At 42.2% G+C, this 15,935-nt stretch carries 9 protein-coding genes; 3 read left to right on the forward strand and 6 right to left on the reverse strand.

Annotation, left to right across the window (positions count from 1 at the left end; all coding sequences use genetic code 11):
* Positions 1–41: 41 nt before the first annotated feature.
* Both H140_RS0105005 and trhO read left to right on the forward strand, forming a co-directional pair.
* The gene (locus tag H140_RS0105005; protein ID WP_019672568.1) at positions 42–2,816 is read left to right on the forward strand and encodes a penicillin-binding protein 1A; all 2,775 of its coding nucleotides are present in this window, start codon (positions 42–44) and stop codon (positions 2,814–2,816) included.
* A gap of 188 nt (positions 2,817–3,004) precedes the next feature.
* Complete coding sequence (gene trhO / locus H140_RS0105010) at positions 3,005–4,018, forward strand: oxygen-dependent tRNA uridine(34) hydroxylase TrhO (RefSeq protein ID WP_019672569.1); 1,014 nt, start codon at positions 3,005–3,007, stop codon at positions 4,016–4,018.
* 347 nt (positions 4,019–4,365) lie between these two features.
* On the opposite strand, the gene topA is transcribed toward trhO, so the two are convergent.
* The 3 genes from topA to H140_RS0105030 all read right to left on the reverse strand — a co-directional run bounded on the left by topA (position 4,366) and on the right by H140_RS0105030 (position 8,950).
* A complete protein-coding gene (topA, locus tag H140_RS0105015; protein ID WP_019672570.1) occupies positions 4,366–7,023 on the reverse strand; it encodes a type I DNA topoisomerase in 2,658 nt (885 codons plus the stop codon).
* Between the two features lie 412 nt (positions 7,024–7,435).
* Positions 7,436–8,008: a hypothetical protein gene (locus H140_RS0105025; protein ID WP_019672572.1), complete on the reverse strand. Its 573-nt coding sequence runs from the start codon at positions 8,006–8,008 to the stop codon at positions 7,436–7,438.
* A 132-nt stretch (positions 8,009–8,140) separates the two neighbouring features.
* Positions 8,141–8,950: a ParA family protein gene (locus H140_RS0105030; RefSeq protein ID WP_019672573.1), complete on the reverse strand. Its 810-nt coding sequence runs from the start codon at positions 8,948–8,950 to the stop codon at positions 8,141–8,143.
* 493 nt (positions 8,951–9,443) lie between these two features.
* Here H140_RS0105030 and H140_RS0105035 point away from each other — a divergent pair, with 493 nt between their 5' ends.
* Positions 9,444–9,941, forward strand: a complete 498-nt coding sequence (locus H140_RS0105035) for a DUF2799 domain-containing protein (protein WP_019672574.1) — start codon at positions 9,444–9,446, stop codon at positions 9,939–9,941.
* A 264-nt stretch (positions 9,942–10,205) separates the two neighbouring features.
* Here H140_RS0105035 and H140_RS0105040 read toward each other — a convergent pair whose 3' ends face one another.
* From H140_RS0105040 to H140_RS0105050, 3 genes are all read right to left on the reverse strand, one after another.
* On the reverse strand, positions 10,206–11,438 hold the full coding sequence (locus tag H140_RS0105040; protein WP_019672575.1) for a multidrug effflux MFS transporter: 1,233 nt from the start codon (positions 11,436–11,438) through the stop codon (positions 10,206–10,208).
* 249 nt (positions 11,439–11,687) lie between these two features.
* Positions 11,688–12,503: a crotonase/enoyl-CoA hydratase family protein gene (locus H140_RS0105045; protein WP_019672576.1), complete on the reverse strand. Its 816-nt coding sequence runs from the start codon at positions 12,501–12,503 to the stop codon at positions 11,688–11,690.
* Positions 12,504–12,574: 71 nt separating this feature from the next.
* The gene (locus H140_RS0105050; RefSeq protein WP_019672577.1) at positions 12,575–15,916 is read right to left on the reverse strand and encodes a histidine kinase dimerization/phospho-acceptor domain-containing protein; all 3,342 of its coding nucleotides are present in this window, start codon (positions 15,914–15,916) and stop codon (positions 12,575–12,577) included.
* Positions 15,917–15,935 lie beyond the last annotated feature (19 nt).

Genomic DNA, 15,935 nt, shown 5'->3' on the forward strand with positions numbered 1-15,935 from the left:
ATCTATATCTAATATTTCAGTCTTTAATTAATAGAGTCATTATGCCGCAATTGCCTGCTATTTCTCGCCTTATCCATTATATTGTATCTATTTTGCTAGCCATTATTGCCTTTGCAATTATTTTGGTGCTTGCTTTTCCAATTGGATTTTACGGGATGGCTATGTATTTAGAGCCAGAGTTACCTAGCATCTCCAAAATACAAACTACCAGCCTAGAGATGCCACTGCAAATTTATAGCAAGGATAACAAATTAATTGGACAATATGGCAACCGCATGTCCTTGCCTGTCAGCTATGAAGAGATACCACCTACCTTTATCAATGCATTTTTGGCAGCTGAAGACGCCTCATTTTATGAGCATAGTGGTATTAGTATTAAAGGACTTGGGCGTGCAGTCACCGAAATTATTACCGATGATGACGGACAAACTGGTGGATCTACCATTACCATGCAGGTAGCAAAAAACTACTTTTTATCACCTGAACGTACCTTTAGCCGTAAGCTCACTGAGCTGTATCTGGCTCGCAGCATCGAAGAAGAGTTAACTAAAGAAGAAATATTAACCTTATATGTCAATAAGATTTATATGGGTGAAGGCGCTTATGGTATTCGTGCGGCTGCCAAAAAATACTTTAGCAAATCGCTAGAGAACCTAAGCATTGCAGAGATGGCAACCTTGGCAGGTCTGCCCAAAGCACCGTCTCAAAACAACCCTGTATCTAATCCAGAGATGGCACTAGAGCGGCGCAACTGGATTTTGGGACGTATGTTAGATCTTAACCATATCTCACAAGCTGAATATGAAGACGCTGTAAAAACCCCCCTTACTCTAAAGGTTTATAAGGAGCAACTGGACGTCAATATGCCATACTTGGCAGAAATGACCCGCCGCGCATTGGTGAATCGTTATGGCGATGAGGTCATGAATGCTGGTTGGCGAGTTAAGCTTACTGTCGATAGTAAAGATCAAATTGCCGCTGATACTGCAGTTAAAAAAGGCTTAATTGGCTATGACAGGCGTCATGGTTGGCGCGGTGCAGAAGCTCACGGCGAACCGCTAGAAAACTTTGTTACTTTTGCCAATATGGTACCAGCCAAAGTAACTGAGGTAGCTTCTCGTAGCTTTAAAGCGCAATTAAAAAATGGCGACATCGTTACTGTCCCTTGGTCAGGTATGAGCTGGGCTAAGCTATATTTAGATGCTAACCGCATTAAAGGCTATCCAAGACATGCTTCTGACTTGGTCAAAAAAGATGATATCGTACGCTTGATAGCCAACGAAAATCAGACGTCTTGGCGTTTAACTCAGGTACCTAAAGTACAAGGCAGCTTAGTTGCACTAAATCCAGAAACTGGCGCTGTTGAGGCCTTGGTAGGTGGGTTCGATTACCGGCACAGTAAATTTAACCGTGCAACTCAAGGTTGGCGTCAGCCAGGCTCTACCATTAAGCCATTAAATTATGCCGCTGCCTTAGAAAAAGGCTATCGTCCAGACAGTTTAATTTCTGATGGGCCTTTACGTATTGGTAGCTGGCGCCCAAGAAACTCTGATGGCCGCTATTATGGCAGTATGACCATCCGCCAAGGACTTATTCTATCGCGCAACTTGGTATCGATTCGCCTGCTGCAAGCGGTAGGCACAGAAGATGCCCGTCAACTACTCGATCAATTTGGACTAGATAAAGATAAGCTGCCAACCACCTTGTCACTGGCATTAGGTGCTGGTCAAGCAACGCCGCTACAAATGGCAACAGCCTATGCAACCTTTGCTAATGGCGGTCATCGTATTCAACCTTATTTAATTGACCAAGTATATGATTATAATAACAATCTATTATATTTGGCCAATCCTCAACGTGCTTGTGCGTTATGCTTCAATAACCAGCTTGACAGAATTAATGCCAACTTAGAAGCCGAATATGAAAAACAAGCAGAAGCGGAACTCAAACAACGTAAGACAGCACTTGCAGCATTAGAAAAAGACCCAACCTTAGCATCTAAGACCAACGCTCAAGATGATATCCAAAATAGTGATGGCGAAGACGGCGATGTCAAAGCAACAAACAGCGGCAGCTTGCAAGCCTCAATAGATGCTATCCGCTATGATGCATCGCCACAAGCAGATCGTCTAAAACCAGCCATTATTCGTTATAGTCCAGCAGAGCAAGCGCCGCGTATTTTATCTCCAGCTGTTTCGTATGAGATGGCAGGTATGATGCGTGATGTTATTCAGCGTGGTACTGCCAAACGTGCTCGTGCCTTGGGTCGCAATGATATCGGCGGCAAAACTGGTACCACCAATGAGATGAAAGATGCCTGGTTTGCAGGCTTTCATCCAACGCAAGTGGCCATCGTTTGGCTTGGATTTGACCAACCCTCTACTCTTGGTCGAGGCGAATACGGTGGAGTCGCAGCCTTGCCTATGTGGGTTGACTATATGCGCTCTGCTTTAAAATCTGTGCCTTATCAATGGGTCAGTCTTGATAACAAAGCCAAGTCAGAAGCCTTTAAGCAACAGGTGGTGACTTTAAATGAAGACTCAGATGATGCTAATGACCAAAAAACAGACTCTAAAAATGATAACCGAATTACTAACCAAAGAGTCACAGGCAGTGGCGCTGGGCAACCACCAAGAGCTGCGCTCAGCGAGCGTAAGCTACCAGAACTGCCCAAACCACCTGCTGAGACACCTAATACAGATGCAGCGACCACAAATAATCAACGTGCAAGCAATACAACACGTAATACAGCAAATGATATGACCAGTAGTACAACTGGCAACACACCAACCCAAAATAACACCGATAGCGAATAACGAACAAGACTCATAGTTTTTGAGTTTGATTCTAAAACCTAGAGGCTGTACGACATAATTCAACTATGTTTAGTCCATATTAAGTTCATAGTACGAATGAAAGATACGCCCTAGCGCTTTTACCCTTACTGTCAAACGACAGATTTAATCATGCACTAGGTTTACGACCTAGCTAGCTGGAGAAAAACATGACTACCTCAACCTCAGGCTTAACCACCGCCAACGCAGGCGATATCGTGGTAACTGCTTTATACAAATTTACACGCTTTGCAGACTATGAAGCCTATCGTGAGCCTCTACGCCAAATCATGCTTGATAACAAAGTACGAGGTACCTTATTACTAGCATCAGAAGGCATTAACGGCACCATCTCAGGTGAACGTACGGGTATCGATACAGTATTGGACTATATTCAAAACATTCCTGCTATTGGTGTTGTTGAATACAAAGAGTCCTTTACTGATACCCAGCCATTCTTTCGCACCAAAGTGAAGCTAAAAAAAGAAATCGTCACCATGGGTGTTGAAGGCATTGATCCACTACAATCAGTGGGACGCTATGTCAAACCAAGTGAATGGAATGACTTAATTAGCGACCCAGATGTTCTGCTAATAGATACCCGTAACGACTATGAAGTCCAGATCGGAAGCTTTAAAAATGCAGTAAATCCAAAAACCGAAACCTTTCGCGAGTTTCCAGAATACGTCAAAAATGAGCTTGACCCTAATAAGCACAAAAAAGTCGCCATGTTTTGTACTGGTGGTATTCGCTGCGAAAAGTCAACCGCCTACTTGCGTGAACAAGGCTTTGATGAAGTCTATCATTTAGAAGGCGGTATTTTAAAATACTTAGAAGAAGTACCCGCCAATGAATCTTTATGGCAAGGCGACTGCTTTGTATTTGATAACCGAGTGGCGGTCAATCATAGCTTGGAAAAAAGCGATTATGATCAGTGCTATGCCTGCCGTATGCCGATTACAGATGCAGATAAACAGCATCCAGCCTATGTCAAGGGGGAGTCTTGCCCACACTGTATTGACAAAGCTACCAAAGAACAACGTGCCCGCTTCCGTGAGCGTCAACGTCAAATCAAACTGGCCAAAGCACGTGGAGAAGCACATATCGGCTCTGAAGTGAATAAAGTTATTGAGGCGCGCAAACAACAAAAATTAAAAGCTAAATTGGATCAGAAAAAAGATTGAGGTCTATTCAACACTCATTTTTCAAGGAAAAGTTTAGTCATTTTTTACTTGAATGCTCAAAAACGATCACACTGATACCACTACTTAAAATGAATAACTAATCTTGAAGTTAATCTATATAGGAAAGAAGACGAGTGCAAATGCTACAAATAGTAGGTTTAGCGAGTTTGACAAAGATAGGTTTTTTTCAGAAAAGGTATTACTATTTTATGCGTCGAGATGACTAAAAAATAGTCTCTGTCAGTTCCGTAAATCAATTCTATACCGCCCCTAGAGTCTGTTGAAAATAAAAAGCCCTGTTTATATTTTAAACAGGGCTTTTTATTGATGCTGACAGCTAACAGGGGTTACTGCTCAACCCACTCACCGTTGCGCCAATATAAGCCCCAGCGTGTTGCCTTGCCAGTCTTTAAGCTCTCTGAGCCGATATACTGCTCTTTTTGCTTACGTGACCAACGCAAAATGGTTGGATTACCGTCTGGGTCTTCGTCTGGACCATGAAATAAGTACTGGAATTTATCTTCCATTTTATCTTTAACCGCACGTAATTCCGCCAATTTTGGTGGTCTGGTTTCCCGCACTTTAGGGAACTTAGACGCCGCCAAAAACAAACCAGCCGCCCCTTCACGCAAGATAAAGTGGTCATCATGCTTGGTTGATTTTAATTCAGGCATATCAATAGGATCCATGCGTGGTGGCGCAGGCTCACCATTTTTCAATACTTTGCGTGTGTTGTCACACTTATTACAGGCAAAGTAAGGGCCAAAACGACCCGTTTTCAACTCCATTTGCCCATCGCATTTATTACAGTCTATGGTTGGTGCATCAGAGCCTGGCACTTCAAACTTACCTTCTTCAAGTAGGTAACCGTCACAGTCCGGGTTGTTACCACAGATATGTAGCTTTAAACCACCATCGACAATATAGCCATCCATTGCAGTACCACACTTAGGACAGCGCTTTTTCTCCATCAACTCTTTAACTTCAACGGTATCATCAGTTTCACTGTCATCAAGATTTGCAAAGGCCTCTACTGGCATTAGATTTTTGGTACCTTTACAGCGCTCTTTTGGTGGTAAGTTATAGCCAGTACAGCCCAGAAATACTCCAGTGGTACCATTACGCAGCTGCATCGGTCTGCCGCATAGGTCACAATGCACATCCGGCACGTCAGTTGGATCATTCGGGCGCATGCCGCCATCTTTTTGTTTGGCATGCTCAAGCTTGGTTTTGAAGTCGCTATAAAACTCATCAAGCACCGCTTTCCAGTCCTGATCACCTTGTGCCACATGATCTAGCTCATCTTCTAGACCTGCCGTAAAGGCATAGTCCATCAGCTCTGGGAAGCTTTCTGTTAAGCGCTCAGTGACTATATCACCCATTTTTTCAGCATATAAACGTTTGTTTTCTAATCTGACATAGCCTCTATCTTGAATGGTTGAGATAATCGAGGCATAAGTTGATGGACGACCAATGCCTTTTTTCTCAAGCTCTTTTACCAAGCTGGCTTCAGTATAACGTGCTGGCGGTTTAGTAAAGTGCTGACTAGGATCTAGTTTAATTAAATTTAATTCATCACCTTTTTTAACATCTGGCAATAAAGTATCGTCAGTTTTGGCTGGTGGCATCACCTTGGTATAGCCGTCAAAGGTCATGGTACGACCACGGGCTTTTAGCTCAACATTGCCAGCCTCAACCCACAAATTCACTGACTTGTATTTGGCTGGTAGCATCTGACAGGCCACAAATTGTCGCCAAATAAGCTCATACAGACGAATGGCATCACGATCTACCCCTTTTAACTGGGTCGATTTTAAATTGGCATTGGTCGGGCGTATTGCTTCGTGTGCTTCTTGAGCATTTTGCTTACTGCCATAGAAGTTTGGCTTTTCTGGTAGATACTTCTTACCATAGCTATCTTCAATAAAGCCACGTACACTTGCCAACGCATCTCCTGATAAGAAAGTTGAGTCCGTACGCATATAGGTAATATGACCCGCTTCATACAAGCGCTGGGCAAGCATCATCGTCTTTTTGACTGGAAAGCCAAGGCGAGTGCTGGCAGCTTGCTGCAAGGTTGAGGTAATAAACGGCGCACCAGGCTTTGACTGGGTCGGCTTTTCTTCCCGCTCTTTAACCACAAACTGAGCTGTCTTCAATACCGCTAATACCGCATCGGTTTGCGCCTTGTTAGCTAGTTTTAAGGTTTTGCCATCTTGCTTCACGGCTTCTAGGCGAATCGGGGTATCGGCAGCCACATGGGCATTGGCGTTGCCTTTCATCGAAGTATCAGCATAAATCTGCCAATATTCTTCTGGAATAAAGGCTCGAATTTCACGCTCACGCTCGACCACTAGGCGGGTCGCTACTGACTGTACACGCCCTGCAGATAAGCCACGCGCAATTTTTTGCCACAATAGGGGGGATACCATAAAGCCCACTACCCTATCTAAAAAGCGGCGCGCTTGCTGAGCATTGACCCGATCAATGTCTAATTTTCCTGGTTGTTTAAACGCATTTTGAATAGCAGATTTAGTAATCTCATTAAACACCACACGCTGATATTTACTATCATCACCACCGATCACTTCACGCAAATGCCAAGCAATAGCCTCTCCCTCTCTATCCAAATCCGTTGCCAGATAGATGGTATCCGCTTCTTTGGCCAAGGCTTTAAGCTCTTTAATCACCTTGGTTTTGTTGGGTAACACTTCATACACGGCTTTCCAACCATGCTCAGGGTCAATGCCCATACGGCGCACCAAGGCCTGTTGTGCTTTTTCTTCTTTGCTTAACCCATCCTCAGCTTTAGTGGATTTTTTCTTAGTACCACTGCTGGTCGGTAAGTCTCGCACATGACCAATACTTGAACGGACAATATAGTCACTTCCCAAGTATTTGTTAATAGTTTTTGCTTTTGCAGGGGACTCCACAATTACCAGTGCTTTACCTTTTGCACTGGTTGCTGAAGTAGTTGCTGATTTTTTACCGCTGGTTTTTGCCATTGATATCACAATCCTAATTAATCTTTTTTATAAATATTATCGGTATCTTTTAATTCAGTAGGGCCTGTTTTTGCACGAAGAAAATAAAATTTTTCTTTAAACCTAAGTTACTGTTGAGCACCTGTGGTAAATACTCAACAGACCCTAATAACTTTCAATTAATTCGTGTTTTACATACCAGTACTTTTTTACGTTGCCATGACGTTACACTGCTTACAGTTGCGCTGTCAACAAAGTTTTTCAAGTGCCATAAATATAACACAACTAATAACTGTCTATTTTGGTCACTAAACCATAATAAAATAAGGGGTTTAAGTTCAAGTTTAGACATTTAAGCACTCTTTTTTTTTGCTTAATAGTTGTTGCTTAATAGTTATTGCTTATGCTTAGTGGTTGTTACTTAGTTGTGTGTTTAACGTTTATCTGATGCCCGCTGTGACCATAACTGCATTTGCGTTTTTAATATCTCCAAATCTTGCTCGACTTGCTGTATAGCCCCGGATTTCTGTGTAGCCCCAGATTTCTGTGTAGCATAGTTGGCAGTGGACAAAGACTGCATATAGCTTTCATCGTGCCAAAACACGACCACTGCATTATCTTTTAAATACACCGCTTTAATCAAAGAAGCCATCCCTTCAGGCAACTCTAATGACATACCTTCCAAGCTTTTTTTTACCATAGCACGCTGCTCATTATCATCCTTTAGTGCTCCACTAATCACCAACTTGCCATATTCAACTTGATAACAGATTTCACTAAATTGTTGATCCTTCACATTGAGGCTATATTGAGCAATCATCCCCTTACCAAACTCATCATTGCGACCACGCACCCAGCTTGGACAGGCGATCAATTTGGGATGTAAGTTTAAACGTCTGGCTGCCATGCGCATTTGATCAACACGCATCTCTTGCACATTTGGCTTTAGTGCCATCATACAGCCCAACATAAATAGTACAACAGCGACACCTATCCAAATACCCATATATCTCCTATACTCATGTTATCGTGACAATTACGTTTGCTTTTTAAAAATGTGCGCTAGTTTATGCTGTTTTGTCGCATATTGGTACTGACTAATTGGTACTGACTAATTGGTTCTTGGGTATACTTTTCTTTATTCATACCAACTTGCATCATCCTCATCTGTGTGCTTAGTGTGTTGCTTACCAGTTTGAGTCCTTTTTTTAATCGCTACTTTTTGATTTTGGTTTATTATTTCGTCAGCCGTTTTTTCTGTTGGCATATTAATAGTTCTTTGTGAAACTTGCTCTGGCGCTCGCGGTATCAATGCTTGCAAAATCGGCTGCCACTGTGCTTGAATATCACGATAACGCTTTTGTTGATAATCAAAAATACTCAAGCCTTGCTCTGCAAGTTGTGGATACATACTACGATCACTTAACCAGCCCAATGGTTGCTGCCCCAATCCTGTAAAAAAGTTTTGTAATAACTGATTACTATTAGCTTGCGGACGAACGCGATTGGCAACCAAATGAATATCCACCTTACCTTTACGAATACGCTTAATATCTTGGATCGACTTTAAAAACCTTTTTGTGCTGTCTGCATCAAAAATAGATGGTAATACTGGAATCAATATCGCTTTAGCTTCACTAATTAACGACTCGGCACGCCGCTCACTAATGGAGCCTGGAGCATCAATAATCAACCAATCATTTTTATCTAAGTTTTTGGCTGCTCGTTTTGGCAGCTCACCAATATCATCGGCATCACGCCAGTCAACAGCATATATTTTTGCTGCTGAGACTGGTCGCTGTTTAAGCCAACGCAAGCTTGATTTTTGTGGATCAGCATCTGCCAACGCAACCTTGTACCCCAGATTTGCTAATGCTGCGGCTAGGGTTGTCGCTATTGAGGTTTTACCACAGCCTCCTTTTTGATTCGCAACTAGTACTGTGTTCATGGTTTTGCCTATATTTATTTTGTACGACTATGCTTATTTATAATGGCTATTGAACATTGGTATTTATAGATAAATTAAATAGGTTTGTGTCATCAATGTTCAACAGAGCTTAATCATTCTAAGTTAAAACGACAAGTGATAGGTTAACACCCTTCACCTATCATAACAGAACAACGATACTGAAAATATTAATAACATGGCATCATAGTTTGATAACACAAAGTTATTTTGGTTTTAATTAGGATCTGTTGAATATTTGTATTTGTAAACAAAGCTGGGAGCTACTAGAGCCTGTCTTCTTTAACCCGTATTAGCACAGGTTTTAGTACAAAAACTGCTTGAGCTATTTGCAAGTGATTACTCATATAGCATATAAGCTTATGTCATCAGTGCTCAACAAACCTTAAATCGCTTTATTAAAAAAGTAACATTTTAACTTAACTATAAGCCCATTTGTGTCGAACTACTTTTGTCAAACTGCTAGGAGTAAAGTATGACTGACCTACGTATCGCTTTTGCCAATAGCGCCTTAGTGGGCGCCATCATCTTGTTATCTGGATGCGCCACTACTCAAGCCCTCTCTCCAGAGCAGTGTCAAGCTGGCAACTGGAAAGAAATTGGCTATGCTGATGGCACAGTTGGTCGCTCGGGGGATTTTTTTGGTAAACATCTACAAAGCTGCTCACAAATCAGCGGTAGCACACCAAACCGTATGTTATGGGAAGAAGGACGTCAAGAAGGGCTAAAAGAATACTGCACTGAGCTAAATGCTTATAAACTGGGCCGTGAAGGCTATGCATGGCAGCCCGTTTGCCCAATGGAAAATATTGAAAAGCTAGAAGAAGCCTATGATCAAGGGCGCTATTACTATCTGCGTCAGCGTGACTTAGAGTATCTGACCACACCTTACCCTTGGGGATATGGTGGTCGTTTTGGTCGCCATGGCTACGGTCCTTATCGTTATTACAGTCCGTTTTGGTATCCATATTAAAGCATACCTTTTGCTTGTACCATGATTTTTAAATATAGTTGTAGTCAGATAAATGAGTTATAAGACAACCGATTACAAGTACTACTGAAGTAGGCTAAACGAGGTTAACACTGTAACTCTTTTATATGGCTGTGACTATACCATTGCACGAATTGAAAACATGCCCTTCTCATTCTGAGTTAAAACTATATGTGACAAAAGCGCCAACTTTAAGTTGGCGCTAACAAATCATGCAAAATCAATCAAGCTATTCAAGGCTTAGCTTTAAGCTGCATGATCTAAATTTAAATTCTTATCCACTCGGTACACCAAAAAAGCGCCTAAACACATCAAAATACACATGGTAGCGCCAAGCTTAGCAACTGGATTAATAGGGAATAAATTTAATAATAACCCGCCAAAAATACCAACACAGAACATTAGTGAACCTTGTAACGCACTGGCCATACCTGCACGATTTTTTTGAAACGCCAAAGCAATGGCTGTTGCATTGGGCTGGGTCAATCCCAAACCAGCAATACAAAAGAAAATACTAGCCAGTACCAGTGGTAACCAGGCTTCAGAACCATAAATAATACCTAAGAGCAATAAACAGCTGGCTGAAATTGCCTGCAAGGCAGCACCAAACCGCAACAAAGTAATTAGCCGATAGCGGTTGGTCAAATATTGATTTAATTGAGTTAACCCTACAAATCCAGCGGAGTTCATTCCAAATATCAAACTAAATTGACTTTCTGTTAAACCATAACCATCCATTAGCAATTCAGGCGCTGCACTAATATAAACAAACATCGCGCCCATCAGCATGCCTGCACCTATCGCTGGATAACCAAATGATGGATCTTTTAGCAACTCTAGATACTGACTTGCTATGCTGCTTAAGGGGCGATGGTTGCGATTTTCTTCTGTTAGAGTCTCTTTAAAGAAAAAATGAGTTAGTAATATATTTAAGACACCAAAACCTGCCAAAAACCAAAAAATAGCGTGCCAACTAAAAAAACTCAAAAAGGCCGCGCCCAGTGATGGTGCAAGGATTGGCGCTAACCCCATCACCAACACCATAATCGAAAATGCCTTGGCCATTTGTTTCGGCGGCAGTGTATCACGGATGGCTGCACGTGTGACAACAGCACCGACACAAGCACCCAAAGCTTGTAAGGTACGGGCGGCAAACAACACATATTCATGGCTGGTGGTGGCACAGATTACCGATGCAATCACATATAAGATCATGCCAAAATATAACGGCTTGACCCGCCCTACTCGATCACTTAACGGACCATAGACTAATTGCCCAAATACCAGCCCAACAAAATACGCTGGCACTGAGTTGGCAATGGCGGCCGTACTAATACCAAAGTCATCTGCCATAGTCGGCAGTGCTGGTAGGTACATATCAATAGACAGTGGCCCAATAGCGACAATTAGCCCCAGCATCATCACCCATGCCGTTGGCATTTTTGATTGCGTGGGTTTAGTAGTTTGGTTATTTGTCATAACAATATAAAGACCTAATTATTGATTAATATTGATTGATTAATATTGATGAAAGTAGAAACGATACATCTTAACACCAACTACTTTATCAAGCGCCATGACCAACGCAATAACAACAGCATTCAAACAGCATTCAAACAGCATTCAAACAACATATTAACAACCCATCCATATTGAAAGATTGCTAAAACAAACATATAAACCCATAGCTTAAACAGCACCTAATAGCCGTTAAAGAAATTGTAGCCGTTAACGAAATTGACGCTTTACAAACTGTACACTACTGTCTTTTGCTTTTTTGATTGCCAACTTACGATTTTTTCCGCCACCCATCAGCTTTAACTGCCACACCTTTTCTTTATATAATGCACAGTTACTTTGCTTTGTCATATAGTTAATGACTCGCTTACTTGCCAGCACCGCATCTGGTGAGCGCTGAGCAAGCTCTGTGGCTAATGCCTGCGCACGCTGTTCAGGATTGGCGTCAAGATGACTGACTAAACCATAAGCTTTGGCAGCATCTGCATCAATTAAACGAGCGGTCATGGTCAACTCTTTCAGCGCATCGACCGATAGCACATGCAATGCTGATTGAGTTAATCCCATATCTGGCACCAAACCCCATTTAGCCTCCATGATAGCAAACTGACAATCAGGATCTGTGATGCGAAAGTCACAGGCCAAAGCCAACTGAGTACCTGCACCAATACAATAACCATGAGTGACGACAATGACTGGCATCGGCACTTCTCGCCAAATGAGACACACCCGCTGAAAAATACTTTGAGTAGGTTTTAGCAGTTCGTATAAGCCCAGCAAGGCATTTTTGGGATTATTCAAATCACCCAAATCAATACCAGCACAGAATACGTCGCCTGCGCCTTTGATAATCACAGCTTGGATAGATCTATTTTTTTTCAATCGCTTTGCCACATCGATCAGCTCACGCATCATCTGAATGCTCATTGCGTTTTTTTTGTCTGGACGATTAAGGGTTAAGGTTAAGATATTTTCTGCCACTTCAAGGGTTAGCAATTGATAATTTTTGGTTAATAGTGACGGCATAACAGGTGACCTTAATAAATAAAAATAAAAAAATATATTAAATCAAGAAAACTAAAATAAAAAACCTCAGGCTAAATCATTTTCCAGTTCATATCGTTCTCACTGAGCGATTTATCCTCTGTATCTTCCATTTGCTCAGTAATATAAGCTTCCAAATCTAGAGTTTGCAGCATCTCCAAGCTGTCAACTAGCGCCTCATAATATGGCTGCAACATCGTAAACTGTCCTGGTGAAACATGCTGCACATTTAACAAGCACTTATCTTCTAAACCTTGGCTGGCTTGGCGGATCTGTGGTACTCCCGAATAACGACTAGCACCCAAAATACGATGTGCAATCTGCCCTAACTCCTCACGATCTCGCATCTCCCAAGCTGCTTGCAATGCATCTAGCTCCTCTGGCACTGACTGCTGCATCATCATCAACAGTTGCTTGGCCAGCTCTGGCTTGTTCGCCGAGCGTACCAAAGCATCACGCCAATCCACAATCAGCACCTCTTTATCCTTATCTGTCGTGCCATCAAAAGCCATATGATTGAGTGTATCAGAAGCTATCTGCGCTTTATCTTGCGCTTCCTTTCTAAGAGAATTAACTGGTGTCCCTGCGCCTCGCCCAAGCCAACGCTGCAAGATTTGTAGCAACTGTGGACGACTGATGGGCTTGCCCACATAATCATCAATACCAGCACTAATCAGCCTATCTTTACCTTCTTCTAAGCCATGTGCAGTTAACGCAATGATAGGTAAGCGCTTTTTGTTATGTAAATTGTCGTTATTATAATTTGCATCATTTTTCTGCGCATCTACTTCTAACTGGCGTATCTTTTTTGCTGCTTCATCACCTGACATACGCGGCATTTGTACATCCATAAATACCAAGTCAATCTTTTGCTGACCTAAGCTTTGCTTGCCTAATTCCTTGTTTGTTTTTTGTCCATCTTGCAGTTCCTCTTGTTGAATAGCTTGACTATCAGCCATCAACTGCTGGCTAATAATCTCTACCGCATCATAGCCACTGTTGGCAGTAATTACCTTAATACCTAGCTCACTTAATAGCGCATCAAGTACTAGCAAGTTTGGCAGATGATCATCCACAGCCAAGATGGTCACCCCTTGCCAAGTCGGCGGCGCTACCATAGTTGACATATTGACTGTACGCGTATCTAACATCCGATACAGTTGCCGCTTATCTAGTGGCTGGTATAAGCCGCCCGCCTTATAGCGCTCTAAAAGAGTCGCATCAAGTGCTACCTGATAGCCATAAATTGCTAACTTACCTTGATAATGCAGGCGGATTTGCTTTAATAAAGCAGCTCTGTCTTCACGTGCTTCGCTTTCTCCGCCATCGATCACAACCCAGTCCCAACGTTTAGCTTCTTCTTTGAGCTTTTCGAGCGCTCCTGCCAATGATCGAGCGACCGTTACCTTGATATTCAGCGGACGGGTGGCCGCCATAAATACCTGTATGGTTGGCGCATGATTGATCCAAACTAGCATATCAAAAGGCTTATCATCACTATCTTGTGCTTGTGCAAAAGGACGCAAAATAGGCAATTGAAACTGATCTTCATTATCTATATCTTCAAAACTACTACCAAACTCTATGTCGGTTGGTACGTCCACCTCAACATGCGCTGGTATGCTAAACCAAAAGGTTGCACCTGTTCTAAGCGTAGGCTTGCTAACGCTTGTTCCTTGAATGCTGGTAGCCTCTGCTAACGTCAATGGAGCTGCACCTGTGCTATTATCGTTATTATAAAAACCTATGTTGCCCCCCATCAAGCGAGTCAACTGCTTAGAGATAACCAACCCAAGCCCTGTGCCACCATACTGACGAGTGATGGAAGGATCGCCTTGGCTAAAGCTTTTAAACAGCTGCGTTTTAGCTTTATCGGACAGCCCATGACCTGTGTCTTGAATGGCGATATGTATCATGCCACTATCATTGGGCTGCTTGGAAACAGCCGAGTCCTCTAAGACTTCATGATAAGCTTCTGCATCAATCACAGTTGACGCCTCATTAACCTCATCAATACCAACCCGCACCACCACTTCACCAACATCAGTAAATTTAATGGCGTTACCAACCAAATTGGTAAGCACCTGCTTAATACGCAACGCATCACCAACAATATTGTGAGGCACATCATTATAATACATCACCGCCATCCGTAGCCCTTTTTCAGCTGCTAATGGTGAAAGCATATCCATTACATCATAAATAGCAGAGTACAAGCTAAACTCATGTTTATCGAGTATCAGCTTGCCAGCCTCAATTTTGGAAAAGTCCAACACATCATTGACCAAAGCCAGCAAGTGTGCCGATGACTTACGTATGGTCTGCACATACAAATCTTGCTCAGCAGTCAAATCACCATGGCGCGCTAATAAGTTAATAAATCCATCAATACTATTTAATGGGGTACGCAGCTCATGACTGATATTGGCCAAGAAGGCAGACTTAGCTTGGCTGCTTGAAATTGCCTGATCTCGTGCCTCACGAATAAAAATGTTTTGCATCTCCATCTCATCAAAAGCATCACGCAGGTCTTCTTCCGTCTGATCTGAATGATCTTTTAACTCTTGAAAATCACCATACAAACGGCGCAAAGTTTTTACCAAATCTTGTTGCAACTGATTGAGCTCACCGCTTGAATCAGTATTGACTGGCAAATACATATTTTCTGGATTAATCTGCTGTAAGTGCAAACGCAAATCATAAATAGGTGCAATCCAACGTTTGGCATACACGTTTAGGCTTAATAGCAACACGAGCAGGGTGAATAGACCAGTCACCCCTAAGCCGAGCCAAACCTTTAGCTGAGCGATGGTTAATGGCTCATTATCCATATCTACAAATAACCAATAATTGACACCCTGATATTCTCCAAGAAAATGTCCGTAAGCTGTCCCTGCGGTAGTAGGCACGCCTGAAATAAATCCTTGTTGTTGCTTGATATTTTGATCACTAAAATCCACCCAAGGCTTAGTATCTTGCTCACCAGATGAAGCAAGCATATTACCGTTAGCATCAATTACAGCTACCCGATGAATATGTAGATCATTATTCATGGATGTTAATATGGTACTAATGCGCTTTTTTACATCATCTAAAGACGGCGCCTCTTGTTGCTGCTCTAGTCCAGTCTGATGTTGCAGTGACTGCTGCGACAGATGATCTGGAGCATTAGCAACTTGTTGGCTGTCTATCATGGCTGGCAAAATTTGTTTTACTAACGGCTCATAACGGATCAAAGCCGCTGTTGCTAAGGTACGCTGCTCAGATTTAATAGACTTACTGGATTCTTTTTCTACCAAATAGGCTCCCACAACCGCCAAAACAACAATTGGTAAAAAAACCAACAAAATCAGTTGTGCATAGGCACTGCTAAAATCAATTATTTTTTTTCGCATAAAATTATCTTTTTTCGCA

It is taken from the genome of Psychrobacter lutiphocae DSM 21542 (genome assembly GCF_000382145.1).
GTDB lineage: Bacteria > Pseudomonadota > Gammaproteobacteria > Pseudomonadales > Moraxellaceae > Psychrobacter > Psychrobacter lutiphocae.

Excerpts from the sequence above, each read along its gene's own strand:
- H140_RS0105030 (WP_019672573.1), bottom strand. The coding sequence starts at position 8,950 with ATGAACACAGTACTAGTTGCGAATCAAAAAGGAGGCTGTGGTAAAACC.
- trhO (WP_019672569.1), top strand. The coding sequence starts at position 3,005 with ATGACTACCTCAACCTCAGGCTTAACCACCGCCAACGCAGGCGATATC.
- H140_RS0105035 (WP_019672574.1), top strand. The coding sequence starts at position 9,444 with ATGACTGACCTACGTATCGCTTTTGCCAATAGCGCCTTAGTGGGCGCC.
- H140_RS0105050 (WP_019672577.1), bottom strand. The coding sequence starts at position 15,916 with ATGCGAAAAAAAATAATTGATTTTAGCAGTGCCTATGCACAACTGATT.
- H140_RS0105005 (WP_019672568.1), top strand. The coding sequence starts at position 42 with ATGCCGCAATTGCCTGCTATTTCTCGCCTTATCCATTATATTGTATCT.
- topA (WP_019672570.1), bottom strand. The coding sequence starts at position 7,023 with ATGGCAAAAACCAGCGGTAAAAAATCAGCAACTACTTCAGCAACCAGT.
- H140_RS0105040 (WP_019672575.1), bottom strand. The coding sequence starts at position 11,438 with ATGACAAATAACCAAACTACTAAACCCACGCAATCAAAAATGCCAACG.
- H140_RS0105025 (WP_019672572.1), bottom strand. The coding sequence starts at position 8,008 with ATGGGTATTTGGATAGGTGTCGCTGTTGTACTATTTATGTTGGGCTGT.
- H140_RS0105045 (WP_019672576.1), bottom strand. The coding sequence starts at position 12,503 with ATGCCGTCACTATTAACCAAAAATTATCAATTGCTAACCCTTGAAGTG.